We start from the raw sequence: 25,332 nt of genomic DNA on the forward strand, positions 1-25,332 counted from the left end.
TCCTTGTCATGGTGGCTCAGGGCCGTTCGCCATGGGTGATGAGGGTGGGGTCGCCAAAAAAGGCCGAGAGTTGGCAGAGCTCCAGCAGTTCAAGCACAACATGGCTGTGCCAGACCAGCGCCAGGGAGGTGCCCTGCTGCAGAGCGGTTTTCTTCGCTGCCAGCAGCAGTTGCAGCCCTGCGCTGTCTATCTCGGATACCGCCGCCAGATCCAGCTCCAGTTCGTTCCCCTGATGCAATAAGGGCGAGAGAGCATCTTTCAGCTCGCTGACTGTATAAATGGTGATCTCGTCCGGCATGGTCACCACTACCTTGTTGTCGAGTAGCTCACTCTGTAGTTGCATGATGTGCTCCGGATCACGGCATGATGAGCTTGGCGACTGCGGCCAGCATCTGTTCGGGCTGGAAGGGTTTGACCACCCAAGCTTTGGCTCCTGCGGCTTGTCCCTCCTGCTTCTTGCTGTCCTGAGACTCGGTGGTCAGCATGATGACAGGGGTAAATTTGTAGTTGGCCAGCTTTTTGGCCTCTTTGACGAAGGTGATGCCATCCATGTTCGGCATGTTGACGTCACTGATGATCAGGTTGATCTTCTTGCCATCAAGTTTGTTGAGCGCATCTTTGCCGTCAGAGGCTTCCATGACCTCATAACCGGCGCCCTTGAGGGTCATGCCCACGACTTGGCGAATAGTTGCCGAGTCATCCACGATCAGGATCGTTTTGCCCATATCTCTCTCCTAGAAAAATGTGATGTCGGCGCTGCTTGGTTGCGCGTTGACAGAACGGGTGGTGCGACCATGGTGAATATTGCGCTGTTCGTCGGTGGCGTATGAGAGCTCCATCTCTGCCAGCCAGCGATTGGCATCGATCTGGATTGGCCCTGTCGCATTGCTGCTCTGCTCCGAAGCAACCAGATGGCTGGAGAGGCTCTCCATGTTTTGTCTGACGTGGCTGAGGATCTGGCTGACCCTGTCTTGAAATTGCAGCGAGACAATGACACTGGAGATTTCGCGATGGATATCGGTGCTCTCGTTTTGCAGCAGGGAGGCGGATTCCGCCAGGCTGTCAGTGGCATGGCGAAAACGGGCCAGTACCTGTTCGATTGTCTGCTCCGAATTGAGCGCCGAGGCGTGATCCCGTGCGGCAGCATTTTCGGCAATCTGGAAGGCGCGGCCGATAGCAGTATTGATGGTATCAACCTTGTCGGTCATCTTCTGGGCGGTTTCGCTGGAGAGGCGGGAGAGGTTGCGCACTTCATCAGCGACCACAGCAAAGCCACGGCCTGCTTCCCCTGCACGAGCCGCTTCAATGGCGGCGTTGAGGGCCAGCAGGTTGGTCTGGGAGGCGATTTTGGCCACATCCATGGCCATGGTGTTGAGTTCTATGGTGTAGGTGGTCAGGCTTTTTATCTCACCCAGCATGGCGTCCCGATTGGCCTGGGCGGAGTGCAGGATTGCCACTACCTCATTGAGCTGCTGTTGGCTCTCGCTCAAAACTCCTGCCATGCCACGGGAATTGGCATCACCCAGTTCTCCGGCTGCCAGATGAGAAGCATTGACTGCTTCTTCCAGCTTGTTGGCCAAGCCGCTGAAGCGTTGAGTCAGGTCAATCATCGCGGCTTCGGTTTGTTGACGAGAGCTTTCAATTTGCTGGGACCAGATAGGTAGAGCCTTCTCACACACCTGTTCGAGCCCGATGATGGAGTGGGCGAGAGGATCGGTCGCGACGGTTTGTTCCTCTCCTGCACGATGTCGGTGTGTGTGCTGGTGGAAGTGACTCGATGTCCAGAGCGCGGCGGCAATACCAACCAGCACATTGAGCAGCAGGTAGAGAGGTGACAGCGCATCGGCAAGCTGTAGCAACAGGCAGCTCAGCAGAGCAAGACCGATGCAGCAAATCCAGCAAACCGGTTCCCAAAGCGGTGTGTTCACGCCACTTTTGTGTTGTGCCATACGTAGCTTATCCCTGTGCAATTATTTGGTAAGAGGTAAAGGCGCAGGACCGAAACAGTCATGGTGCCCCTTGACGCTCTTTTCTTTATTTACAGTTGGCACAATAAGGTTAGCGGAAAAAAATTAATTGGCTGCAAATCGGAGTTGTTTGTATCAGCGATTGCCGTATCAAGCGGCTTGCGAAGTGGGGGAAGAGCCAGGTGGGGATGAAAAGGAGAGAAGGAGCCTGAGGATTCAGGCTCCTGATGAGGATCAAGCCTCGTTGGCGTGAGCCTTCTGGCACCCTTCGACGGCGTGAGCAATCAGTTCCAGTGCGCTCTTGTCGCAAGGGGGCAGCTCGGCATCGCACGCCTTGATGGGGGTAACGCGATCGCCCCACTTGATGATGGCGGCACCCCAGGTCAGGCCGGCACCGAAAGCGGCGGTCAGCAGATAGGAGTTCGGCTTGACGCGGCCCTGCTCCATCGCTTCGCACAGGGCGATGGGCACAGTGGCGGCGGAGGTGTTGCCGTAATTTTCGATGTTGACCATCACCTTCTCCATCGGCGCATTCATCCGCTTGGCGAGGGTCTCGATGATGCGGATATTGGCCTGATGGGGAACGATCAGGTCGACCTGCTCCGGCGCAATACCGGCCTGCGCCAGCACAGTGCTGGTGGCTTCCCCCATGCCGCGCACGGCGCGTTTGAAGATCTCCGGCCCTTCGAAGTTGAAGGTGAACAGACCATCGATGTCGGCAAAACGCACCCGATCGGTACCGAAGTTCGGCACATGCAGGATCTCCCGCGCTTCGCTGTCGCAGCCGAGCTTGTTGGCGATCAGGCCACACTCCTGCTCGCTTGCCTCGATTACCACGGCACCGGCACCATCGCCAAACAGCACGGCAGTATCGCGGCGCGCCCAGTCCAGCAGGTAGGTGAGGCGCTCGGCGCCAATCACCAGCACCTTCTTCATCATGCCGGTCTGCACCAGCGAGGTGGCGACGGAGAGGGAATAGACGAAACCGGTGCAGGCAGCATTGAGATCAAACACGGCGGCATTGACGGCACCGAGCTTCTTCTGCACCGCAGAGGCGGCGCTTGGCAGCAGGTTGTCCGGGGTGGCGGTGGCCAGGATGATGCCATCGAGATCGCTCGCTTCCAGACCGGCGCAGGCCAGCGCGCGGCGACCGGCCAGGGTGGCGAGATCCGAGGTACTGACATGGGAGATCCGGCGGGCCTTGATGCCGGTGCGCGGATAAATCCACTCGTCTGACGTATCCATGATGGTGCTGAGGTCATCGTTGGTCAGCACGGAGGGAGGCAGGCATTTGCCCCAGCCGGTGATATTGGCGTATTTCATCTTGTTACCGCTTCTCAAAGTGGATCGCCCGCGGGCGGAAAATCGTGCAATTATGCCGTACGAGACAACCACTGTCATCTTGTGGTCATGGTTATGTGCGGGGGGCTCCGCTGTGCCATCTGGTCGCAAAGGGCTGCAATGTGCCGAACATGGCAGGAAATTTTGCTTAAAACGCGGGACTCCTCTGCCCTAAGATAGGCGTTTCACCACCGATGAGGGTATCTCCTTGCTCAGAGCCAATCTCAACTTGTTGCCGACCCTCAAGGTGCTGCTGGAGACCCGCAATATCAGCCGCGCCGCCGAGCTGCTGCACCTGAGTCAGCCCTCTATCAGCAAGCAGCTTGCTCAATTGCGCAGCGAGTTTGATGACGAGTTGCTGGTGCGGGAGGGGCAACGCTGGCTGCTGACGCCACGGGCCGAACTGTTGGCCGCCCAGCTGGCAGATTCTCTCGGTGCTCTGGAGCGGCTCTACGAGGCGCCCGGATTTGACCCGGGCCGCTGCGAGCGAGTATTTCAGCTCGCCTCCTCCGATTATGTGGCCCAGCATATTCTGCCCGATATCTGCGCCGCACTTGCCAAAGAGGCGCCGTTGGCGGCGCTGGAGTACAGCCTGTGGGACAAACGTCAGCTACCGCAACTGTGGCAGTCCGAGCTTGATCTGGTCTCCACCATCACCGAACAGGTGCCGGATCAGATACGCGGCCTGCATCAGGGGGAAGATCGGCTGGCGGTGTTGATGGGACGTCATCACCCGCTGGCGGGCAAGGCGCTGAGTCTCGATGACTATCTCGCTTGGCCTCACTTGCAGGTGAGTGGGGGAGGCGACAAGGACAGTCCGGTTGAGCAGGTGTTGGCGCCGCAGGGACTGCGTCGGCGCTGGTTTGCCCGAGTCCCATTCTTCCAGGCCGCAGTGGAGGTGTTGCTGCGCACCGATTGCCTGATGACAACCCCGGCCCATATCGCCTGGCAGCTCTCTTGCGGCAATGAGCTCACCTTTGTCGAGCTGCCATTTGCTACCCGCGACCAGCAGTATCATCTGCTGTGGCATCAGCGCCACCATCAGGATCCGGCCCACCGCTGGTTTCGCGAGCTGGCCTACCCATTCCTGCGGGATCACCTGCAACGTACCGTCGGCGAGAGTCGCAAGCTGCTCGATCACGGCTGTTAGCCGCAGTCAGTTGTGTGGTGCCATAGCCATGGGTTATGGAATCTATTCATAACTTTCACTACTGGCATAATGGCTCAGCCCGTACCCTGAATGCAGGGCATCATATCGAGCATATAAAGAGGAAAAGCATGGAACTGACGAGTTGGCTGGCACTGGCCGCAATCTGCGTGATGGGCGCCATCAGCCCGGGGCCGAGCCTGGCGCTGATCATCCGCAACACGGTGCAGGGCGGGCAGGGGCATGGCGTCGCCACCGCGCTTGGCCACGGCCTCGGGGTTGGTATCTATGCGCTGGTTACCGCGCTTGGCCTATCCATCCTGATCACCCAAACCCCGATCCTGTTTGATCTGATCCGCTACGGCGGCGCCGCATTTCTTGCCTGGCTTGGGGTGAAAGCCCTGCTGGCAAAACCAGCCAGTGGTGAAGCGAGTGAAGAGGTTCATCAGCTGCGTGGTCGGCAGGGAGCCTTTGAAGGTTTTATGGTGGCCTTCCTCAACCCCCAACTGGCGGTTTTCTTCATCGCTCTGTTCAGCCAGTTTGTGCGGGCCGATACCGGCTGGAGCGAAGGGGGCATCATGATGCTCACCGCTGGCGGGATCGATGCCGTCTGGTACGTGCTGGTGGCGCTGGTGCTCTCGCGCGGGCCTGTGCTGGCGTGGCTTAAAGCCAAATCCTTTGTGATCGATAAGGTGAGCGGCTTGGTGCTGCTGGGACTGGCACTCAAGGTGGTTATCTAATCCTGCATTTTGCGGATACCTTAAGCGGGATCAAGGCACGCGGGTGGTGAATGGGCTAGAGTAGCGGCCATTTGCTGTCCGCCCTGATCCCGAGACCATGCACCAGAACAAGCACCCGTTAAGCCACAACAACCGGTTGGAGCTGCTGGCTCCGGCCAAGAACCTCGCCTACGGCATCGAAGCCATCAACCATGGCGCCGATGCCGTCTACATGGGCGGCCCTGCCTTTGGCGCCCGCAGTGCGGCGGGCAACTCCATCGAGGATATCGAAGCGCTGGCACGTCACGCCCACCGTTTCGGCGCCCAAGTCTTTGTCGCCTTCAACACCCTGCTGCACGATCATGAGCTGGAGCAGGCCCGGCGCCTGACCCACCAGATCTACGAAGCCGGTGCCGATGCGCTCATCGTGCAGGATATGGGGCTGCTGGCGCTGGATTTGCCTCCCATCGCGCTCCATGCCAGTACCCAGACCGACAACCGCACGCCGGAGAAGGTGAAGTTTCTGCAGGATGTGGGTTTCTCTCAGGTGGTGCTGGCGCGCGAACTGTCTCTTGCGCAGATCCGCGAGATCAGCGCGGCGACCAATGTGCAGCTGGAGTTCTTTATCCACGGCGCGCTCTGTGTCTCCTATAGCGGCCAGTGCAATATCAGCCATGCCCGTACCGGCCGCAGCGCCAACCGTGGCGAGTGTGCCCAGCTCTGCCGTCTGCCCTGCTCGCTGCAAAAGCCGGATGGCGAAGTGCTGGTGGCCGACAGCCACTTGCTGTCGCTCAAGGATATGGATCAGACCGACAACCTGGAGGCCTTGATCGAGGCGGGGATCCGCTCCTTCAAGATTGAAGGGCGACTCAAGGGGCTCGACTACGTCAAGAACGTTACCGCCTGGTATCGCCAGAAGCTCGACGCCATTCTGGATAGTCGCTCCGATCTGGTGGCCGCCTCTGCGGGTCGTTGCAGCTACAGCTTCACGCCTGACCCCAAGAAGAGCTTCAACCGCGGCAGCACCGACTACTTCCTCCATGGCCGCCAGCAGGGGATCGACTCCACCAAAAGCCCGAAATATGTGGGTGAACCGCTGGGGCGTGTCACCAAGGTGACCCGTGACGGTATCGAGATTGATGGCAAACAGGTCACCCTCAACAACGGCGACGGTTTGGGCTTCTTCAAGCCGAACAACGAGCTGGTGGGGATGCGCCTCAACAAGGTCGAAGGTAAGCAGTTACTCCTGTCTGAACGTATGCCGGGGTTGAAGGTGGGCACCGAAATCTACCGCAACCACGATCAGGCGTTCAGCAAGATGCTGGAGAAGGCGAGCGCGGATCGCCGCATCCGGGTCGATATGGTGCTGGCTGAGTGCGATGAGGGCGTGAGCCTCACGCTCACCGACGAGCAGGGCATCAGTGCCGCAGTGACCCTGCCTTGCGACAAACAGCCTGCCGACAATCCGGAGCGGGCGCTGCAACAGGCGCGGGATCAGCTTGGCAAACTCGGCAATACCCTGTTTGTGGCGCGCAAGATTGAGTTGGCATTCACTCACCCGCTATTTATCGCCGCATCACAGCTCAACGGTCTGCGTCGGGAGGGCATCGCCGCGCTGGAGGCGGCGCGAGTGGCCAGCTACCAGCGCCCCGAGCGACGGATCGCGCTGCGGGATATCAGCTATCCCCAGCACCGTCTCTCCTACCTTGGCAACGTGCTTAACAGCGCGGCCGAGCAGTTCTTCCGCGAACATGGGGTGGAGCGGATTGCTCCCGCCTATGAGGCGAACAAGGAGGAGCGGGAAGTGGTGCTGATGATCACCAAGCATTGCATCCGCTATAGCCAGAACCTCTGCCCGAACGAGGTGCCCGGTCTCAAGGCCGAGCCGCTGGAGCTCAAGATGGGTAAGGACACCTTCCGCCTGCGTTTTGACTGCAACCGCTGCGAAATGCATGTGATGGGCAGCCTGAAACGCTGATCAATGAGCCCCTTTCTCCATCCGGAAAGGGGCAATTTTTATCGCAGGTTCTCTGCCTACCCTCCTTTAATTGCCCCTCTCCAGCGCCAGCAGCGTTTTTTTAATCTCCAATCCCCCCGCATAGCCGGTCAGGCTGCCGTTCTGGCCGATCACCCGATGGCAGGGAACGATGATCGAGAGCGGATTGCGGCCGTTCGCCGCGCCCACTGCCCGCACCGCATCGGGTTTGCCGATGGCGCGGGCAATATCGCTGTAGCTGCGGGTCTCGCCGTAGGGGATGTCGCACAGCGCTTGCCACACCGCCTGCTGAAAGGCGGTGCCACGGGCGGCAAGGGGCAGGGAGAAGTGCTGCAAGCGACCGGCAAAATAGGCGTCAAATTCGGCGAGGAAGGGGGTCAGCGCTTCGTGATCTTGCTGCCAGCCACTCATATCGGGCAGTGCCCGCAGGCCTGCCACAAAGTCCACGTGCACCAGACCAGATTCATTGATGGCGACTAGCAGATCGCCGCAGCGGGTCGGCAGGATATCGTAGCGGATCATGGGGTTATCTCCTGTTGTTGGTAGCCGGAGTGAGCTTCATTGCTACCGATATCGGTAAGCATGGCTGGTGCTTCACTCATGGCGTGCCACAGCCAGCTGGTTGCATAGCTGCGCCACGGCTGCCATGCTGCGCTTTGCGCCAACACCTCTTTTACCGGCAGCTTGGTGCCGCCGCCGAGTGCCTTTTGCAGCACCAGATCGGAAGCGGGGAAGGCATCGGTATCCAGCCCGCAACGCAGCCGCCAGTAAGAGACCGTCCAGGGGCCTATGCCCGGTAGTGCCAGCAACTGCTCATCACTGGCTGTCGTGAGGGTCAGCTCACCGCTGGCCAGTGCCTTCGCCACTCCCCGCAGGGTACGAATACGGCTGCCGGGCATGCCGATACCGTCGAGATCGAGTTCGCACAGCTGGATGGGGGTCGGCAGTTGCGCCACCCCGAATTGCGCCTCGGTGCGGGCTACCAGTCGCCCTAGTATGGTGATGGCTCCCTTGACCGACACCTGCTGGCCGACGATGGCGCGCAGCATCACCTCGTATTCGTCCCAGCCACCCGGCAGTCGCACGCCGGGCCAGCGTGCCTGCAAGCGGGCGAGCAGCGGATCCTGACCGAGCAGATCACCGATCCGCTGCATGTCGGCATCAAGATCCCACATCCGACGCACCCGATAGAGCAGATCGGGCAGCGCAGCGAGCGGCAGGTCATGGACGGTGAGCTGCAGGCTGTACCCCTTGCCCTGCGCGATGCGGACCAGCGCGACCTGATCGCCGACCCGATAGCGCCGCTCATACACCTCGCCATCTACCCGCTCCAGCCCCGGGATTGCCCGCAGCCGGTAGAACGCCAGCATGGCCGCCACGTCATATGGGGGGCGGTAGGGCAGTTGCAGCGTCAGGGTTGCGCCGCGCGGCTGCGCACTCATGTGCTCTGACGCATGATCCTCTAGTTGGCGCAGGGTGCGTGGGGCCAGCCCGTAGGCGTTCAGCCAGGCGTCGTTGAAGCGGCGGATGCTGGCAAAGCCGGCGGCAAACGCGATGTCGGTAATGGGCAGCCCGGTTTCAGTCAGCAGCCGTTTCGCGAGCAGCAGGCGGCGCGTCTGCTCCACCTGTTTTGGCGAGGCGCCGAGGTGCTGCTCGAACTGGCGGCGCAGGGTGCGTTCGCTGATCCCGGCCTCAGCGGCCAGTTTGGCGAGCGTGCCCTCAGCCAGCTCGCCGCGATCGATGCGCGCCAGCAGACGTGCCAGTTCAACCGGCAGATCTCCACGGGCGGCGGGGGCCAGCTCAGGGCGGCAGCGCAGGCAGGGTCGCAGCCCATACTGCTCGGCGGCCGCGGCGCTTTGGAAGTAGCGCACATTGTGCTCGTGGGGTGGCCGTGCCGGGCAGACTGGCCGGCAGTAGATGCCGGTCGAGAGCACGCCGGTAAAGAAGCGGCCATCGAAGCGAGCATCGCGGGCGAGCCGTGCGGCGTGACACTGTTCGCGGCTGAGGGTGTTGATCACCTCATCCGGTGACGACTCTGGGCTGGGCTTTGCATTCATGGTGTTGGCGGCGTTGCTGGAATAGATGGCAAGAGAGTAAGGGGGCTCGGGGGCTGTGGCTAGCCAGAAACGGACAGGGATAGCAAAAATTGGCCAACGGTTTTTTTGCTCTTTCATTGCACGGCCGGGTTTCACTCTTCGTCACGCTGTTATTCATGTATCGCGGCTCGGCAGAAGGGGGCATAACGGACGGGTCGGAGGCACGATTGGCTTAGCTTTATTTTCTGAGCGAGATTAGTGGCGGCGAAAACTGCTTAAAAATTAATAACAGATCACATAACTATCTTTTTTACATTGAGTGTGGTGATTTTGTGTTGTTCAATCGAGTCAGTTAATTTTTTATGATTATTAAGTCATCGCATTTGCGGCCCAGGGCTGACCAATAACAACAACACTTGCCAAGGATGATAAGTGAACGACTGTAAGGCATGGCCCCATTGCCGGGGGTTTAGTCTGATCGAGTTGTTGATCGCCATGACGGTTGTCAGCATTCTCGCGGCCATCGCGTTGCCAGCGTATCAGGGTTATCTGCAACAGGGACGTCGTTACGAAGCACAGCAGCAATTGCTGGAGCAGGCGCTCGCCCTTGAACTTATCTATACCCAACAGGGCCGCTATCCCGACACGTTTGCCACCCCTGCCAACACGGATTTCTACCAGTTCAGCTACAGCCAGCAAGATGCTGGCGACTACTTGCTCAAAGCCATTCCAACGACGCGACAACAGGATGAGTGCGGCACTCTGACCCTCGATCAGACCGGTTATCGTGCGGCCAATCGCCATGACTGCTGGGGATCATAAGATGAATGTGCGCGGATTTACTCTGATTGAGTTGATGGTCACTGTCGGCATCGCCGCCATCTTGCTATTGGTCGGGTTGCCCTCCATGAGTCAGCGCCTCGCGGCCGAAAGGCTCGATCGCAGCGCGACCGAGCTCGCGTCTGCCTACCGTTTTGCCCGCAGTGAAGCGGTCAAGCTGACCCTGCCGGTGGTGCTGCAGGGCACCGAGAACGGTGGCTGGGAGGTGATGGCCGACAGCCAGCGGTTGCGTCAGGCATCAGCTCCCGGTGGCGGCGTGGTGATCAAGCCGTTTGACCCCATCCAGATCGCGCCAACCGGCAGCAGCAGCCACGCCGAGATCATTCTGGCCAATCGCCTCGGTGAGCAGCGGGTGCTCTGCGTGGCCCCGAGCGGCCAGCTGCTGCAAGGGAGCTGCTCATGAGACACGCCGCACTTGCCCGCCAGCAGGGCTTCAATCTGGTGGAGATCATGGTTTCCATGGTGTTGGCGGTGATGGTGTTTCTCGGTCTCGCCAAGGGGCAGGTGGTCTCGTTGCAGCAGGCGCATTACAGCTTGCAGAGCACGCTGGCCACGATCGAGGCGAGCAATAGCGTGGAGCAGATCTGGAGTTCGCTGTGTGAAGTGCAGCGCAAGCCCGAGCGGTTCACCCAGGCCGATTTTCTTGCCCGCTTCACCCTGCACGAGGGCCACCGGCTGGTGCTACCGGACCGTTATAGCGACAACTTTGTGGTCGCTATCGAGTGGCAGGATGAGCGGGTCTCCGGCGCCAAGCGGGTGGAGTTGAACGCAGGATTTCCGCCTTTATGCTGAGCGTCCCCTCACGGCAACGAGGCGTCAGTCTCGTCGAGCTGATGATCTCCATGGTGCTCGGTCTGATGCTGATGCTGGCGATTTTTGCCGGTTACGCCCCGATCAAGAGCACGGTCGAGCAGAGCAAGGCGCTGGAGCTGGCGAACGAGGTGTTGCGCTTTGCCACTCTCACCTTTACCAACAGCATCAAGCAGGCGGATCAGCTGATAGCGGTCACCCCTGATCGCCTGACGCTGGCCTTCAAGGTAGAGGGGGGCAGTCAGGTGCTCTCCTGCCTTGGCAACCAGAAAACCGCCGATTTTACCGAGCAGTACCGCTTCACGCCGCCGGTACTCAGTTGCGATGACGGAGATGGCCCGCGCCTGTTGCTGGCACATCTTCAGGATCTTGAATTCGGCCAACAGGGGGCGCTGGTCAATATCCGCATCTTGCCCGAAGGGCTGCCCAGCTATCTGGCGCCGGGAGTCGAGGTGCAGGTGGCGCGCCGCAAGGCGGTCTGGGCGGCAGCGTTGGCCACATCCGGTGCCAACACCACAGCAGGGGGAGCGGGATGAACAAGGGATTGCAGGGGCAGCGGTGAGCCGTATTGCTAGTGGTGCTGGTGGTGAGCCTGCTGTCGAGCCTGCTGGTGTTTACCAGCATTCAGGAGAATCAGCTGCAAACCCGCCTGAGCGGCAATTTTCACAAGAAGATCAATGCGCAGCTCAGCGCCGAGCAGGGGATGAACGAGAGTTATCGTGCCCTGCATCAGGCCCTTGGCGCCGAACCACGGATAGAGTGGGCTCAACTGGTGCAGAAGGTGCCAAGCAAGGGCGAAGGAGCCATGGCGGGCAGCCGCTTCAGCATCGAGCAGTTGGATGCCGCCACCGGCAGCAAGCTGGCGTTGCAGAGCCATGGCAGCTATCTGGAGGGCAATGCCAGCCTCAACGCCCTGTTTGCCCTTAAGCGCGAGCCCGGCAATCTGATCTTTCAGGATTCGGTGGTGGCGTGTGAAGGGCTAAGCCTCTCCGGTAGCGGTTTTATCGACAGCTATGACTCGCGCAAGGGGGCGTACAAGGAGTCTGTTTCCGGGACTCTTAATCAGGGGCAAAACGCCAAGGTGGCGACTGTCAGCGACAAGGCCAATGTAGTGCTCGCCGGGCACTCCCCCATCTGGGGTGATGTGCGGGCGACCGGCTCGGTGACCTTGAACGGCTCTTCACCTGTTGCGGGTAATGTACTTGCTGGTGGCGACATCACCATTTCTCCCTCTGATGGGGTCGTCAGGGTTGAGGGCAGCGTAAACGGGAGTGGAAATTTTGCCTTGCAAGGGGGGCATATTGCCGGAGCTGTTGCGATCAATGGTGATGTTTCTATGGGTCATGGCACAAGCATTGCTGGCGACAAGTTGAACTATGGTGGGAACGGGGCATTCCTTGATGCCAAGCATCAGAAGTATCTGGATCCCCAGTACCGCACTCATCCCAAGCTGCCACCCGTGGCCGGGCAGGTGTGTGACCCGCTCAATGTGGCCGCGCTGCCCAAATCGTTTCCCCCTGCAACGCTGCCCATCAATGGTCCCCTGACGCTGGGCGCCACCCAGCAGATGGTGCTGACCACGGATCCTGCCACTGGCTCGGTCACCAGCAGCAACCAGCACAAGCCCGGGCTACCGCTACCCGGCAAGGGGGAGCTGTTTGGCAAGGAGCAGACCATTTATCAGCTCGACAGCCTCAATATGGGGGCCGATGCCAGTCTCACCATCAAGGGGGATGTGGTGCTGCTGATCGACAAGGATTTCACCATGACTGGCAGCAACCAGTTGACGGTGAGCGAGGGGAGCAGTCTGACCTTGATCGTCAGCGGCAAGGTCGATCTCGGGGCCGGTGCCGAGGTGACGGCAGCCAAGCAGGGGCTGACTGCTGGCGGTACGCCCGCTATCTCCCTCTATTCCGCGTATAGCGGCAAGGATGGGATCAAGCTGTCGGGCAATACGCCGCTCTATGCCGCCCTCTATGCCCCGCTGACCGAGATGCAGATCAGCGGAAGTGGCGGTTTGTACGGGGCGGTGCGTGCCAAGCATCTGACCGAGAGCGGTGCGGGCGGTGTGCACTACGACGAGGCGCTGGGCATGGCAGATCTGGGGGACGATCAGGGGCCGCCTCCGAGATTGGCACTACGGCAGTGGCACTTTGTGCAGTGAGGCTGGCGAGCCGCTAAAAAGGATCGAACGGGGCGCGCAACTGTGAGAAGGTGGAGATCTGTCCACCCAGCCGTTCACTGTTGAGGAGAGCTCCATGCCAGGCCCCGCTCGCGCCGGTGCCCTGATCTATGCCAAGGATCCGGGCCTGCTGACCCACTTTTATCGTACCTTGCTGCAGATGGTGGTCTGCAGTCAGGATGAGCAGTTGGTGGTGCTGGAAAACAGCGATATCCAGCTGCTGATCCACGCCATTCCAGAGCCTTATGCCGGGCAGGTCGTTATCAAGCGGCCGCCGGAATTGCGGGAAGAGGGGGCCATCAAGCTGTTCTTCACCGTCTCCAGCCTCGCCTGGGCAGAAGCGAAGGCGGCGGATCTCGGCGGCGGTTTGCTGCCACAGCAGTGGACGGGGCCCGGCTTTGTGGTGCGCAACGCCTTCGACCCTGAGGGCAATATCCTGCAACTGCGCGAGTTGCTGGGTTCCCCTGATCCTCTCTGAATTTTCTCTTTTTACAGCATGGTGGCGGCGTGCTGTGCCATGCACCGCCATAAAAACGGGGCCCTGTAGTGGTCAACTAAAAAGGGCCCCGTTCTGCTGTTAGCTTACTGCGCTCATTACTTCAGGTAGCGCTGTTCCAGATGCTGGCGCAGCCAGTGCGGATTGAGCGCTTCACCGGTGGCGCGGCGCACCAGCTCGTCGGTGCTGTGCAGGCTCCCCTGTGACCAGATGTTGCGTCCGAGCCAGCCGAAGATCTCCGGCAGGCGGCCCGCCGCGATCACCTCACCCATGCTGCCCAGCTCTTTCTCGAGGGCAAAGCGCAGCTGGGCGGCATACATGGCGCCCAGGGTGTAGCTCGGGAAGTAGCCGAACGAGCCGTCGGTCCAGTGAATATCCTGCATGCAGCCATTGCGGTAGTTGCCCTTGGTGGAGAGCCCCAGCCACTGCTGCATCTTGGCGTCCCACAGCTCGGGGATGTCGGCCACCTCGATCTTCCCTTCCACCAGATCGCGCTCCAGCTCGTAGCGCAGGATAACGTGGGCTGGATAGGTCACCTCGTCCGCATCGACCCGGATAAAGCCCGGCTCGACCCGGCTGTAGAGCTTGGCCAGATTGTCCGGCGCAAACGCCGCCTGCTCGCCGAAGTGGTGACGAATGCGTGGTGCCAGCAGCGCGAGGAAGGCCGGATGATGCCCCAGCTGCATCTCGCAAAACAGGCTCTGGCTCTCGTGGATCGCCATGGAGCGCGCTTCGGCCACCGGCTGACCCAGCAGATGACGCGGCAGCCCCTGCTCGTAACGAGCGTGACCGGTCTCGTGCACTATGCCCATCAGGCTGGAGACAAACTCCTGCTCGTTATAGCGGGTGGTGATCCGCACGTCGGTCGGCACGCCGCCGCAGAAGGGGTGGCAGCTCACATCGAGACGGCCGTGGGCGAAATCAAAGCCGAGCAGTCCCATCACCTCCTGACCGAGTGCCTGCTGGGTGGGGATGGGGAAGGGGCCTTGCGGCAGCAGCAGGGCATCGCCCTTCTGCTGTTCACTCACGGTCTGGATAAGAGCCGGCAGCCAGCTGGCGAGATCGCCGAAGATCTGATCGAGCCGTGCGCTGGTCATACCCGGCTCATAGAGGGCCAGCATGGCGTCGTAGGGGCGCACGCCAAGCGCATCGGCCCGCAGCTGCGCCACTTCACGGGAGAGTTTCACCACCTCCTCGAGATTGGGGGCAAAGCCGGCCCAGTCGTTGTTCTTGCGCTGGTTGCGCCAGGCGTGCTCGCACTTGCTGCCAGCGAGCGATAGCGCTTCGACCAGCTCACCGGGCAGCAGGCTGGCATCTTGCCACTGGCGCTTGATCTCGCCGAGGTTGGCCCGTTGCACTTCATCCAGCGGCTCACTCTCGGCCTTGGCAATCCAGTCGCCCAGCTCGGGAGCGGTGCGCTTCTGGTGGATCAGCAGACCGAGTTCGGCCATCGCTTCGGAGCGGGCATCGTTGCCCCCTTCCGGCATCATGGCCGCCTGATCCCAGCCACAGATGGCGGCGAGGTGGCTAAAGCGGTGGATCTGTTGCTGATGTTGTTCAAGCTTTTGATATGACATGGGATTGTCCTTGTTATCGTCCCTGATGGTATGCCGCCCCGTACCTGGCATGATCGGGGCCGTTCGATGCTAACACCGCCGCCGCATCGTTGACCACCATCATGCAGGTGGGCCAAAGGCGTAGTGGCGAGAGGCGGGTTAGCCGAGCCGCTTCTGGTGCCGCTCGCGGTTTTCCGCTTTTTTGCGTTCGCTTTTGCGCAGCAGCACATAGAGGGCACCGCTGCCGCCGTGGCGACGCTCGGCACTGTGGATCGCCATGACGGCGGGCAGTTGCGGCAACCAGGCGCTGATATAGCTTTTCAGCAGGGCGCGCGGGGTGCTGCGCTCCCCCTTGCCGTGCAGGATCAGCAGACAGCGGATATCCCGGACTTCACAATCCGCAATGAACTGCACCAGCGTCTGGCGCGCCTCATTGAGGGTTTTCTGGTGCAAGTCCAGACTTGCCTGCAGCTCATATTTGCCGAGCCGCAGCTTCTTGTAGACCCCCTCCTGCACCCCATCGCGTTTGAAGCCGACGATTTCGTGCGGATCGCGCATCTCGATGGCCTCCATGGTGAGGTGGTCGAGGGCGAGTTGTTCAGCGGTGGCAGCCTGACGGCGAGCGAGCTGCGCCTCGGTCGGGGCGGATTTGGCCGCATGGGGATGGATGTTGTCGCTGCGAATGGGCCGCACGTCGGCCACTTCATTCATGAATAGCGAGAGTTCGTCGTTATGAGACACGGCAGGCTCCCCATAAGAAAAAGTGGGGGCCATTATAACGGCCGCAACCGGCACAGAAAACGGGGAAAGGGGCAGGGGATAAGGGAGGCCCAGCATGGATACCAGTGCAGCTTGGCCCGGGAATCACAGTCGCGAACCATAAAACAGCACAGGCGGTCAGTGTGAACTGTCGCCTGTGGTCAGAGGATTATTTGCCCTCTTTGGGTTGTTGAGAATGGGGTTGCTGTGAATGAGGCGGTTGCGAGTGCATCACCTTGTAGATGAAGTAGGCCGCGTAAGAGCTGATGAGCAAGAAGGTGCCGATAATCACCAGCATCGACATCAATCCCACGCTGTTGCCAAACATCAGGTCCAGCCAAAAGTCCATTTTATTGCTCCTGTCACCCGGTTGATGACAGGCATGATAAATACCTCTTTGCCTTGCACGGGATGATCCCGATCAACTCCCTTGCAGGTTGTTTAATAACCAGTACGATCTGTGATCGTTCTCACTGGACTCCTTGCTACCGAGCCTGCACAGGGCCAGGTGTGGTGAGCGGGGTAATGCGCCACCCTTGCTGCTCCAGCAACGCCAGCAACCCCTGTTCGCCGTAAAGGTGCAGGGCGCCTACCACGATAAAGCTCTCGTTGGGCAGGGTGGACCATTTTTTCAGCCAGTTATGGTTGCGCTCGGCCAGTAGGGTCTGCTCCATCCAGCTTTGTAGCGAGGGCGGGGCCATCTCATCCTTGAGCAGATTGATCAGCGTCGCCTCATCTCCCTGCTGCCATGCCTTCATCACGGCGGCGAAACCACTCTCCAGCATTGGTAGCTCATCCAGGGTGCTGGCGAGCATCAGGGTCTGGTTGTCACCCACGCTGGCCAGATAACCGAGCTGCTCCAGCAGGGTTTCAAAACCCACTACCTGTTTGCCCTCTTTGGCGGCCCGGGTGGCAAAGTGCTGGTCTATCCCGAGTTCACTCTTGAAGTCGGAGCGGGCCATGGCGGCCTGGGTCAGGGTAATGGCGGCAAACCATGGGCGCAGGGTGGCGAGGGTCGCCTCGTTGATGCCATAGCGGGACCCCGCCATCAGGGTGCGTTGATAGAGCTCGGCAGGCAGATGATCCTTGAGCGGTTTGCCATCCACCAGTTGGGTGAGGGAGGCGGTCTGTTGCCACTGATCCGGCGTGATGCTGTTCATGTCCACCTCCATTACCAGAGTGCGGCTCTGCAGCCAGGCGCGCTCCACCGGCTCAGGCAGAGGATAGAGGGTTGGTTTGCCCGCATGGATGGAGCCCAGCAGCCAGTGCTGCTGGTTGCCTTTGCTCACCCGATAAAATGCGGGATCGGCAAAGGCGTGCAGCGGTAGCAGCAGGCAGAGCAGGAAGGCAAAGAGGGTGCGATGAAATCTCATGGGGATCCTTAATGTGCGCCGGGTGACTTCTCTTGCTGGCAATAACTCCTATGATAAGTCCTCATTTCAGATAACCAAGAGGTTTGCCATGCCCCATCTTCGTTTTCGCGCCGTGACGCTCGATACCCTGCAACAGGTGAGTGGTCCGCTGCAGGCCGAGCTTTGCGAGCTGACCGGCGGCAAGCCGGAGTTTGTCACCATGGAGCGGGTGGAGAGCTGCTGGATCCGCAACGGCGAGCCAGAGACGGGTTTTCCGTTTGTTGAGCTGCACTGGTTCGAGCGGCCACAAGAGATGCAAGACGCGGCCGCGCGCCTTATCACGCGCCATTTGAAACGGGTGCAGGGGGAGCAGACCTATGTGGTGGTGCAGGTGATCCCTCTGGTCAAGAGCGCCTACTACAGCAATGGCGAGCACTATTGAAGAGAGGGAAAAACCAGGTTGGCGGGACGGGTGATGCCGCTACCCGGCTAACGCCACTTGGGCGGCAGGATGCTTGTCGCCCATCACGGGATCAGGCCGATTTGGCCAGCAGTTTATCGAGCCAGCGAGTGGGCAATACCCGTCGCAGGAAGGCAAACAGCCGGGTCGGAGTGGTCACCGGATAGCGTGCCTTGGGATGGGCGTGGGTCAGCGCATGGAGCAGCGTCGGGATGCAGGCTTCGCTTGGGAGGGTAAAGCCGCTGGTGGCCCCCTCTTTTTCCAGCCGTGTCAGGGTCTGGCGGTAGGCCGACTGATGACGGCTCTGGGCCGGATCGATGTGCCGCAAGAAGGCGCTGCGGGCATTGGCACGAAAACGGGTATCGATGGGGCCCGGTTCAATCAGGCTGATATGTACCCCGCTACCCGCCAGTTCGAGGCGTAGAGTGTCGCTATAACCTTCCAGCGCAAATTTGCTGGCGTTGTAGGCGCCGCGATACTTCATGGCAACCAGTCCCAGAACCGAGCTGTTCTGCACTATCCGCCCCTCTTTGGCCTCCAGCATCGGCGGCAGCACCTGACGGATCAGATGGTGCCAGCCAAACAGGTTGGTATTGAATTGTTCCCTGAGCGCTTCGGTGGGCAGATCTTCCAGCGCCCCGGGTTGGCCATAAGCGCCATTGTTGAACAGGCCATAGAGGCGCCCGCCCGCCAGATGGAGCGCCGCACTGGCACCCAGCTCGATGGAGGCAGGGTCCGCCAGATCCAGCTGTACTGCCAGCAATCCCTGTTGCTGCAGACGGGCCACATCTTCCGCCTTGCGCGCCGAGGCGATCACGGTAAAACCGTGCTGCTCGAGCGCCTGTGCGGCGGCGAGGCCAATACCGCTGGAACAACCGGTGATCAGAACAAAACGGGGCATGATGGCGTCCTTGTGACTGCTGACAAAAGCGTGTGGGCAGGTGAGCGGGTAAAATCCTTATCCGGCTCGCATGTTAGCCTGCCAACCGGTAAAAAGAAAACCGGGCCAAGTGGCCCGGTTTGCTGACATCGTATTGCCTGATTACATGAAGGTAAGCGGCATGATGATGTGGAACTTGACGTCGTGCTCGGAGGCGAAGATGTTGGGGTAATCGGTCCAACCGCCGCCCTGGCTGATGTCGTTGTTGTAGTCGGTGTAGTGCAGTTTGAACAGGGTGCCTTTCAGCTTGCCATCCTGCACGGTATAGGTGACATCGAAGTTGGCTGCCCATTCGGTATCTTCACCGTTGGCTGCTTTCTTGCCTTGACCGGTTTCGATATCCCAACCGTAAGCACCGGATACACCGACGGACCAGCCAGGCGCACCAACCAGGTCATCCAGAGAACGGGTCACGCCGAAGAACAGTGCTTTCTCGTTGTTTGCGTTCCAGTCAGAGCGGGAGTCCCACCAAATTTCGTTGGCACCCTGGGAGTTGGCGTAGCCACGGGTCAGACGGGGCAGGTAGTTGCCTTCCGCACCTTCAGCCTTGGTCCACAGACCTTCCAGACGGAAGCCGTACGGGCCCATGCCCCAGGCGGCTGTCAGAGCTTGTTGCCATGCCAGACCGTCATAAGTCTCGATCTGGGAAGCGCCCTTGGTGTAGGTCTCGGTCTCGGAACCGTAGAACTGGTAGCTGGTGGAGAGGCCGCCCAGTACGTCAAACTTGTGAGCCAGTTTGAAGTGGTAGCTATCCATGTAGCCTTCGGACTGACCGAAAGAACCGGTCACTGCAGTGCCATTTTCGAAGGTGTAACGGGCTGCGATACCGTGGATGTAGTCGATGACGTTTTCATCAGCGAACGGATCCATCCACGCTTTGGCACGGGAGAAGACCTGAGTCTCTTTGTACCAGGGGGCCTTGTACTCGTCAGCGATGGCGTAGGTCAGGTAGAGGCCACCGAAGTTACCTTCAACTTGACCACCACGATAGGTACCCGGCTGATAAGACCAGTTAACACCGATTTGGCCAGGGACATACAGCTGGGTATAACCACCCTTGGCAGTGATGCCGCCGTCCAGGAATTTCAGCTTCATCGCTGCGTTGGAGAGGCTGAAACCACCTTCAGGGGAGCCATCTTTGGCGTTGTTGCCCCAAGAACGGCCAGCGAAGGAGAATTCGTTTTCCTGGTTGACCGGGTGATTTTCGGTAACGGCCAAGTCATAGGCACCGAAGCCGCCCAGATCCAGACCTACGGTGTCCCAGGCATAACCGGAGTTGAAGTTAAGAGCGGCTTGAACGGTGGAATGGCTCAGGTTGGACTGGTATTTGCCTTCTTTCTTGGCTGCAGTCGGGTCACCATCGATGCGCTGACGATCACGCTGGAAGTAGAACAGACCGCCGGTCAGTTTGGAGTCTTTAACGAAGGTTTCATAGGACTGGCCGTATTCCGGGCTCATCATATCCTGAGCTGCCAACGCCATACCGGGGGCGACCAGAGCGGCTACCACAGCGGCACTCAAAGCGGCGCGCTTGAAGATCACTTTTTCCATTTTTATTGCTCCTGATTTTATGGACTTAGCTTTTTTTCCGGCAGTTGGCATCGGGCCTACCGCTCGGTATTGGCATTGCAATCAAAACCCCGAAGGGCAAAAAATCTTGTCTTGGCTACCTGCAAACCCGGATGTCTTGGCACATCTGTAGTTGGCAGTCCTGATCATCACATGTTGTTTTTTATGTTCCGATTCTTGGCTATCGGACAACCCCAAGAGTACGTTCGCGGTGCGAAATATCAATGAAAAGTTCCCTCAACGTTTCAAAAGTATGACCGAGTGCAAATAATCATGGGCAAGGTCGTAAACGGCCTCATGGCAGGTATCACGGTGATGAGAGCGTTTTCTTGAGGTTGCGACCAGCGCCAGTGCGGGTTTTCATCCGGTACGGGGGAAGAGGTGTCGGTTAACCTGCCGATAACAGATAATTTTGTGCTACAAAAAAACTTTCCCTCTGGTCGAGGGAAAGTGCTCTGGCAAAGATGTGAAGCGAATAGGGTTCAGCCTTGCTGGCCGAGGATGCGGGGGATCTGCTGCGCCTGATGGTGGATATGGGAGGAGACCTGAACCGAGAGCTGACTCACCTGACGGGCATGCTGATGGATACGGGTGATCAGATCGGCAAAACTGGCCAGTTTGTGCTCCTGACTTTTGGCGTTGTCGGCGCCCTGCAGGGCGATCACGGCGGTGTTGCGGGCGATCTCCCGCACCGCCTGGGTAGTCTGGCGCAGTTGTTCCGCCTGCGCCCGCTGGCGGCTTGACTCGCTGGTGATCCGGTTCAGTACAGTGCCAAGCTGTTCACCGGATTGGGTCAGGCGCCCCAGAATATCGGTGATCTGGTTGAGGGATTGCTGGGTATTCGCTGAGAGGTGGCGCACTTCATCGGCGACCACGGCAAAACCACGTCCCTGTTCCCCTGCGCGGGCCGCTTCGATGGCGGCGTTGAGGGCCAGCAAGTTGGTCTGCTGAGCGATATGACCGATCACATCGACAATGGCCGTCACATCGGCAACCGAGCGGGTAAGGGCTTGCAGCGCCTCATCGCTCTCGTCAATCGCCAGTCCGGTCTGATGAGTGGCGTGCAGCATGCTCCCCACCAGGTCTTCGCTCTGGCTCATCGCCTGTTCGTTATGGTGGGCATGCTGGGCGATGTCGGCGGCGACCTGATGGACCTCTCCGGCCAGCTGGTTCAGCTCATCCATCATCTGGCCGCTCTCGTCGACCACCTGTTCGGTGGTGCGGGTGCTGTGGTGGATCTCGTCAACCTGGCTGACCATCCCTTGCAGACTGAGGGATACCGCTGACAGCTGCCCCTCTTTCTGTTGCTGGTCCAATTGCAGGCGACCGATCAGCCGATTGTAGCTGGCAACGATATCGGCCAGCTCGTTGCGATCGCGCCCGCCAGGCAACGGCTCGGCCTGCCCCGTCTGATCGAGCTGCAGAAAGGCTCCGCGCAGTCGCATCAAGGGGGCGAGCAGCCAGCGTCGTTGCACCAGCGCAAACAGCAGGGCGACAACCACCAGGCAGAGCGCCAGCGTACCGAGGATGGTGGCCAGCTCCTGATTGACGGCTTGCCGATCGCGGGAAAGTTGTTCCCCCATCTGTCTGGTCGCTTGCAACATGGCCATGATGTCTTGCTGCACGGTCTGGCGGCCAGCCTGTTGTTGCTGAAGCGCCGTGCGGCTGTTGGCCAGCTCCTGCGGATAGCGGCCCAGCAGCGAGCGTAATTCGCTGCGCGGTTGATCTCCCAGCTCCTTTCGCAACGGCTCCCCCAGCGTGAATTCATCGGCGGGCGCCTCTTCATACAGGCCGAGCAGCGGCAAGGCTTGCAGCGCTTGCGCCTGTTTTTGCAGTGCCTCCAGCTCAAAGCGGATCCCTTCGAGCATCTTTTCATTGCCCTGCTCCATATAGCTTTGGCGCAAATGGGCGAGGCGCGGCAGGCCCGCCAGGATCTCGGCCGCACCGCGGCGATATTGCTGTGCCGCGGCAGATTGTTCCGTGTTGGCACCTTGCTCCCCATAGCGGATCAGCTCCATGGCCTGGCTGCCCAGCTCACTCTCGGCATTTTGCAGCAGCAGCTGGCTGTTGCCCGAGAGCTTGCCTGCGGCCTGATAGTCGTGCGCGATGCGCTGCGCCATCTGTTCGAGTTGCTGTCTGAGCGGGGCTGCCACGGCATCATCCTGAGCGGCCAGCGAGGAGAGCGCTTGCTGGCGGACCTTCTCCGCTGCTGTCAGTTGTTGCGGATCGCCGCTGTTGAGGTAGTCACGCAGGCTGTTTTGCAGGGTCACGGTCACCAGTTGTTGCAGCGTCTCGTGCTGATGCTGGGCCTGATTGGTACGGGCAAGCTGCTGCCAGCCGTGGTAGAGGGCCAGCGCCTGTCCTCCCGCAACCAATAACAAAACAAGGGAGGATAGGGTGGCGTAATGGGCGATTTTCACGGGGTAATTCCTGTCAGCACAGACCATGGGGGAGCGTGGCCCGAGCCTAAACAGGGATGATGGCGTTTTTATGACAACATGGTCAGGTGGCCCTATTTTATCGGCTTAACGGGCTGGGGATGCCAGTGCTCTGTTGCGTTGGCCCAGCATACCGAGCAGGGCGCCTCCCATGATAAGTGCACCGGCCAGCAGATGGCGCGAGGTCAGTGCTTCTCCATTGAGCAACACCAGCAGCAAGGTGCTCAGCAGCGGTGTCAGGTAGGCAAGGGCACCGATCCGGCGTGGATCGCCGTCTCGCAGTGCCAGATACCAGGTCACAAAGGCCGCCCCCATCGGGCCCAGCGCCAGCCCGATGATCAGCCACCAGTCACTGGTGGGGATCTGCGCGAGTGGCAGGGGCCCCTCCAGCAGACGGGCGAGCAGCAGAGCCAGCAAACCAGCGGGCAGGCAGGCTGCCGCAGTGACCACGGCAGGGGCTGGCGGCAGACGGCGTGATAGCACCGAATAGGCCCCCCAGACGACAGCTGCACCGAGCGCCAACAGGTATCCCGGCAGATAGGCCTGCTGCAGTTGCAGCTCGCCATTGACCATCACCAGCATGGAACCCGCCAGACCAAAGGCGCCAGCCAGCAGGTGACGGGCATGGAGGGGATGGCCGGGCAACAATAGCGGGGTGAACAGAATGATGCAGAGCGGCCAGAGGTAGTTGATGAGGTTGGCCTCCAGCACGGGGGCGTGGCGAAAGCTCATAAAGAGTAGCAGATGGTAGAGCAGCAATGCCGTAACCGTCACCAGCCAGGTAATCGGGCGAGCACGCCACTGGCGCCAGAACGGCAAGGCCCCGACCCCGCAGAAAAACAGCACCAGCCCGACCAGCACCAGTGGTGACACGCTGGTGACCCGTGACGTCAGCGCCGCCAGCGAGGCCCACAGCACAATGGTCAGCAAGGCAAAACCGGTGGATCTATCCCACCAGGAACATCCGGACATCCAACACTCCTTTGCAAGATGAAACAGGGCTTGGCCTCACAGACAAGCCGAAGAGAAGCAGTCTATCAGAGAGCGCATGCTCTGAACGCAGAAAGGAGAGGGTCATTACGGTTGGATGGTCGGATTCATTGTCGCCAAAAACGACCAAGGGGTTGGCATCGTGATGATGCCAACCCCTTGTTTTATATGGCGCTCCCGACTGGAGTCGAACCAGTGGCCTGTCCCTTAGGAGCCAAGGTAGGTAGTGTTTCAGAAGGTTTTATAAAGTTGAATTTCTGATGGCAACCTATTGTTTTTAATGTTTATTTTTCTTGTTGTGGGTTTCAGCTAGTTTCATGAAGTCTCACCCTATATCATGTTTTCTGTGGTACCCCAAGTGGTACCCCAAACAGGGGGGAGAGAATGCTATGGCAAGAAAACCGGTAACGCAGGATCGAGAGATCCCCTCATTGATTTTGCAAGGTGAGGCTTCGATTACCCGCTATGCGGTGAAATCTCCTCATGGCGGTGGATTAGCCATTGAAGTTAGGGCAGGGAAGAGCAAGCGGTTTGTCTATCGTTATCGGATTGCTGGTACTCAGGCGACAGTTGTTCTGGGTAATTACCCGGCGTTGTCATTGGCGCGAGCCAGGCTTGAGCATGCAGAGCTGGCTGCCTTGGTAAAGAAAGGGATAGATCCACGCAAGCATGTAGCTAGTGAAAAGGCTAAAAATGAAACCGCCCTGACGATGGATGAGTTACTTGGGCGATGGCTCGATGCACAACGTATTGCTCAGGTCGTCAAACCCAAGACCCTCCAATGTCATCAGGATCGTTGGAATCGTCATCTCAAGAAGACCCTCGGCAATATTCGTTTAATCGATCTGACTCGTGCACACCTGGCGCAAGCGTTAGAGATAACCCGGCGTGCAACAAAAGACGAAACCCGTAAGGGGTTGGGAACGCTGAACCAGATGCTGGATTATGCGGTGGTTCACTGCCTGATCGAGGCCAACCCTGCGAGACTGTTGCGACCCAAGGATTTTGGTGCCAGTGCTGGTTCGCCAAGAGAGAGATGGCTGACAGTCCCCGAATTGCGCAGGCTATGGAAGGCGATTGATGAGGATCTTGGAAGTGGTGGTAGCTTGGTGGCTGGAGGGCGTGGCGTTTCTCGCCATGCCACTATTTCTCTACCAGCAGCGAATGCGATCAAGCTATTAATACTGACTGGATGTCGTAGAGGTGAAGTCGCCAATATGCGTTTTTCACACATTAGAGACGATATGTGGACGATCCCTGATACCAAGAATGGGAGGCCACATTCGGTATTCTTATCTCGACAGGCGAAAGCGTTGATTGATGAACAGGCACTATATGTAAACGGTGACTTTGTTTTTGAATCAGACAGACCTAAAAGTGATGTTATTGAGCCAATTTTAGTTGACTCGATAACTAGAGCTTTAAGGCGTTTCATTTCTCGTTCACTATCTGATATGGAGCCATTTACTGTACATGACTTACGACGTAGTGCTGCAACCAATTGGGCTGAGAGATTAGATGCAGAAGAGAGAGTGATCGAATTGTGTTTGAATCATCTCCCACTCAATAAGTTGGTTAGAACCTATCATCGTTCACGACATGATGATAAGAAAAAAATGCTATGGCAACGCTGGGGAGAATTGATTGAACTTGAGGTGGCAAATGAGCCGCAAAAAACTAATCTTCATGGAAATGTTGTCGAGTTTGTAAGAAAAGCAAAATAAAAAAAGGCGG

General features: G+C 59.2%; 25 protein-coding genes. 11 read left to right on the forward strand and 14 right to left on the reverse strand.

Annotation, left to right across the window (positions count from 1 at the left end; genetic code table 11):
• Positions 1-16: 16 nt before the first annotated feature.
• From AB5Y73_RS14440 to AB5Y73_RS14455, 4 genes are all read right to left on the reverse strand, one after another.
• Positions 17-343: an STAS domain-containing protein gene (locus AB5Y73_RS14440; protein ID WP_107682535.1), complete on the reverse strand. Its 327-nt coding sequence runs from the start codon at positions 341-343 to the stop codon at positions 17-19.
• Positions 344-356: 13 nt separating this feature from the next.
• A complete protein-coding gene (locus AB5Y73_RS14445; RefSeq protein ID WP_005338778.1) occupies positions 357-725 on the reverse strand; it encodes a response regulator in 369 nt (122 codons plus the stop codon).
• Positions 726-734: 9 nt separating this feature from the next.
• On the reverse strand, positions 735-1,949 hold the full coding sequence (locus AB5Y73_RS14450; protein WP_005338776.1) for a methyl-accepting chemotaxis protein: 1,215 nt from the start codon (positions 1,947-1,949) through the stop codon (positions 735-737).
• 252 nt (positions 1,950-2,201) lie between these two features.
• Positions 2,202-3,290, reverse strand: a complete 1,089-nt coding sequence (locus AB5Y73_RS14455; protein ID WP_118854247.1) for a ketoacyl-ACP synthase III — start codon at positions 3,288-3,290, stop codon at positions 2,202-2,204.
• Positions 3,291-3,516: 226 nt separating this feature from the next.
• Here AB5Y73_RS14455 and AB5Y73_RS14460 point away from each other — a divergent pair, with 226 nt between their 5' ends.
• From AB5Y73_RS14460 to AB5Y73_RS14470, 3 genes are all read left to right on the forward strand, one after another.
• Positions 3,517-4,458 carry a LysR family transcriptional regulator gene (locus tag AB5Y73_RS14460; RefSeq protein ID WP_118854246.1) on the forward strand — a complete coding sequence of 314 codons (942 nt, stop codon included), beginning with the start codon at positions 3,517-3,519 and terminating at the stop codon, positions 4,456-4,458.
• Between the two features lie 128 nt (positions 4,459-4,586).
• Positions 4,587-5,195 carry a LysE family translocator gene (locus AB5Y73_RS14465; RefSeq protein ID WP_041207998.1) on the forward strand — a complete coding sequence of 203 codons (609 nt, stop codon included), beginning with the start codon at positions 4,587-4,589 and terminating at the stop codon, positions 5,193-5,195.
• A 97-nt stretch (positions 5,196-5,292) separates the two neighbouring features.
• A complete protein-coding gene (locus AB5Y73_RS14470; RefSeq protein WP_118854244.1) occupies positions 5,293-7,152 on the forward strand; it encodes a U32 family peptidase in 1,860 nt (619 codons plus the stop codon).
• Between the two features lie 66 nt (positions 7,153-7,218).
• Here AB5Y73_RS14470 and AB5Y73_RS14475 read toward each other — a convergent pair whose 3' ends face one another.
• Positions 7,219-7,692 carry a methylated-DNA--[protein]-cysteine S-methyltransferase gene (locus tag AB5Y73_RS14475; protein WP_088870007.1) on the reverse strand — a complete coding sequence of 158 codons (474 nt, stop codon included), beginning with the start codon at positions 7,690-7,692 and terminating at the stop codon, positions 7,219-7,221.
• Positions 7,689-9,227, reverse strand: coding sequence for an AlkA N-terminal domain-containing protein (locus AB5Y73_RS14480; protein WP_118854793.1), 1,539 nt, complete (start codon positions 9,225-9,227; stop codon positions 7,689-7,691). The genes AB5Y73_RS14475 and AB5Y73_RS14480 overlap by 4 nt, the downstream gene beginning before the upstream one ends.
• Positions 9,228-9,638: 411 nt before the next feature.
• On the opposite strand from AB5Y73_RS14480, the gene AB5Y73_RS14485 reads away from it, so the two are divergent.
• From AB5Y73_RS14485 to AB5Y73_RS14510, 6 genes are all read left to right on the forward strand, one after another.
• Positions 9,639-10,028 (forward strand): type IV pilin protein, encoded by a 390-nt coding sequence (locus AB5Y73_RS14485; protein WP_107682528.1) that lies wholly within the window; start codon positions 9,639-9,641, stop codon positions 10,026-10,028.
• 1 nt (position 10,029) lies between these two features.
• On the forward strand, positions 10,030-10,449 hold the full coding sequence (locus tag AB5Y73_RS14490) for a GspH/FimT family pseudopilin (protein WP_107682527.1): 420 nt from the start codon (positions 10,030-10,032) through the stop codon (positions 10,447-10,449).
• A complete protein-coding gene (locus AB5Y73_RS14495) occupies positions 10,446-10,838 on the forward strand; it encodes a prepilin-type N-terminal cleavage/methylation domain-containing protein (RefSeq protein WP_107682526.1) in 393 nt (130 codons plus the stop codon). The genes AB5Y73_RS14490 and AB5Y73_RS14495 overlap by 4 nt, the downstream gene beginning before the upstream one ends.
• Entirely contained in the window at positions 10,832-11,392 is a 561-nt protein-coding gene (locus AB5Y73_RS14500; protein ID WP_181497561.1) for a PilW family protein, read from the forward strand. Before AB5Y73_RS14495 ends, AB5Y73_RS14500 begins: the two co-directional genes overlap by 7 nt.
• A gap of 32 nt (positions 11,393-11,424) precedes the next feature.
• Positions 11,425-13,020, forward strand: a complete 1,596-nt coding sequence (locus AB5Y73_RS14505) for a hypothetical protein (RefSeq protein WP_235686290.1) — start codon at positions 11,425-11,427, stop codon at positions 13,018-13,020.
• Positions 13,021-13,114: 94 nt separating this feature from the next.
• Positions 13,115-13,516 carry a VOC family protein gene (locus tag AB5Y73_RS14510; RefSeq protein ID WP_005343580.1) on the forward strand — a complete coding sequence of 134 codons (402 nt, stop codon included), beginning with the start codon at positions 13,115-13,117 and terminating at the stop codon, positions 13,514-13,516.
• A 116-nt stretch (positions 13,517-13,632) separates the two neighbouring features.
• Here the strand turns inward: AB5Y73_RS14510 and AB5Y73_RS14515 are convergent, their stop codons facing one another.
• The 4 genes from AB5Y73_RS14515 to AB5Y73_RS14530 all read right to left on the reverse strand — a co-directional run bounded on the left by AB5Y73_RS14515 (position 13,633) and on the right by AB5Y73_RS14530 (position 17,222).
• Positions 13,633-15,111, reverse strand: a complete 1,479-nt coding sequence (locus AB5Y73_RS14515) for a carboxypeptidase M32 (RefSeq protein WP_181497560.1) — start codon at positions 15,109-15,111, stop codon at positions 13,633-13,635.
• Positions 15,112-15,249: 138 nt separating this feature from the next.
• Positions 15,250-15,831 (reverse strand): DNA endonuclease SmrA, encoded by a 582-nt coding sequence (smrA, locus tag AB5Y73_RS14520; RefSeq protein ID WP_107682522.1) that lies wholly within the window; start codon positions 15,829-15,831, stop codon positions 15,250-15,252.
• A 187-nt stretch (positions 15,832-16,018) separates the two neighbouring features.
• A complete protein-coding gene (locus AB5Y73_RS14525; RefSeq protein ID WP_005338733.1) occupies positions 16,019-16,198 on the reverse strand; it encodes a DUF3149 domain-containing protein in 180 nt (59 codons plus the stop codon).
• A 136-nt stretch (positions 16,199-16,334) separates the two neighbouring features.
• Entirely contained in the window at positions 16,335-17,222 is an 888-nt protein-coding gene (locus AB5Y73_RS14530; protein WP_118854240.1) for a TraB/GumN family protein, read from the reverse strand.
• Positions 17,223-17,310: 88 nt separating this feature from the next.
• Between AB5Y73_RS14530 and AB5Y73_RS14535 the strand changes: the two genes are divergently transcribed.
• The gene (locus AB5Y73_RS14535; protein WP_118854239.1) at positions 17,311-17,643 is read left to right on the forward strand and encodes a DUF1904 family protein; all 333 of its coding nucleotides are present in this window, start codon (positions 17,311-17,313) and stop codon (positions 17,641-17,643) included.
• A 91-nt stretch (positions 17,644-17,734) separates the two neighbouring features.
• Here the strand turns inward: AB5Y73_RS14535 and AB5Y73_RS14540 are convergent, their stop codons facing one another.
• The 4 genes from AB5Y73_RS14540 to AB5Y73_RS14555 all read right to left on the reverse strand — a co-directional run bounded on the left by AB5Y73_RS14540 (position 17,735) and on the right by AB5Y73_RS14555 (position 23,580).
• Positions 17,735-18,562, reverse strand: a complete 828-nt coding sequence (locus AB5Y73_RS14540) for an SDR family oxidoreductase (protein WP_181497559.1) — start codon at positions 18,560-18,562, stop codon at positions 17,735-17,737.
• A 141-nt stretch (positions 18,563-18,703) separates the two neighbouring features.
• On the reverse strand, positions 18,704-20,152 hold the full coding sequence (locus AB5Y73_RS14545) for an OprD family outer membrane porin (RefSeq protein WP_005338723.1): 1,449 nt from the start codon (positions 20,150-20,152) through the stop codon (positions 18,704-18,706).
• A 500-nt stretch (positions 20,153-20,652) separates the two neighbouring features.
• A complete protein-coding gene (locus AB5Y73_RS14550) occupies positions 20,653-22,590 on the reverse strand; it encodes a methyl-accepting chemotaxis protein (RefSeq protein WP_107682518.1) in 1,938 nt (645 codons plus the stop codon).
• Positions 22,591-22,695: 105 nt separating this feature from the next.
• The gene (locus tag AB5Y73_RS14555) at positions 22,696-23,580 is read right to left on the reverse strand and encodes a DMT family transporter (protein WP_107682517.1); all 885 of its coding nucleotides are present in this window, start codon (positions 23,578-23,580) and stop codon (positions 22,696-22,698) included.
• 407 nt (positions 23,581-23,987) lie between these two features.
• Between AB5Y73_RS14555 and AB5Y73_RS14560 the strand changes: the two genes are divergently transcribed.
• Positions 23,988-25,322, forward strand: a complete 1,335-nt coding sequence (locus tag AB5Y73_RS14560; RefSeq protein ID WP_368148126.1) for a tyrosine-type recombinase/integrase — start codon at positions 23,988-23,990, stop codon at positions 25,320-25,322.
• Positions 25,323-25,332: the final 10 nt, after the last annotated feature.

Origin of the sequence: Aeromonas sp. s7(2024) (genome assembly GCF_040907825.1) — a bacterium.
Taxonomy (GTDB): domain Bacteria; phylum Pseudomonadota; class Gammaproteobacteria; order Enterobacterales; family Aeromonadaceae; genus Aeromonas; species Aeromonas veronii.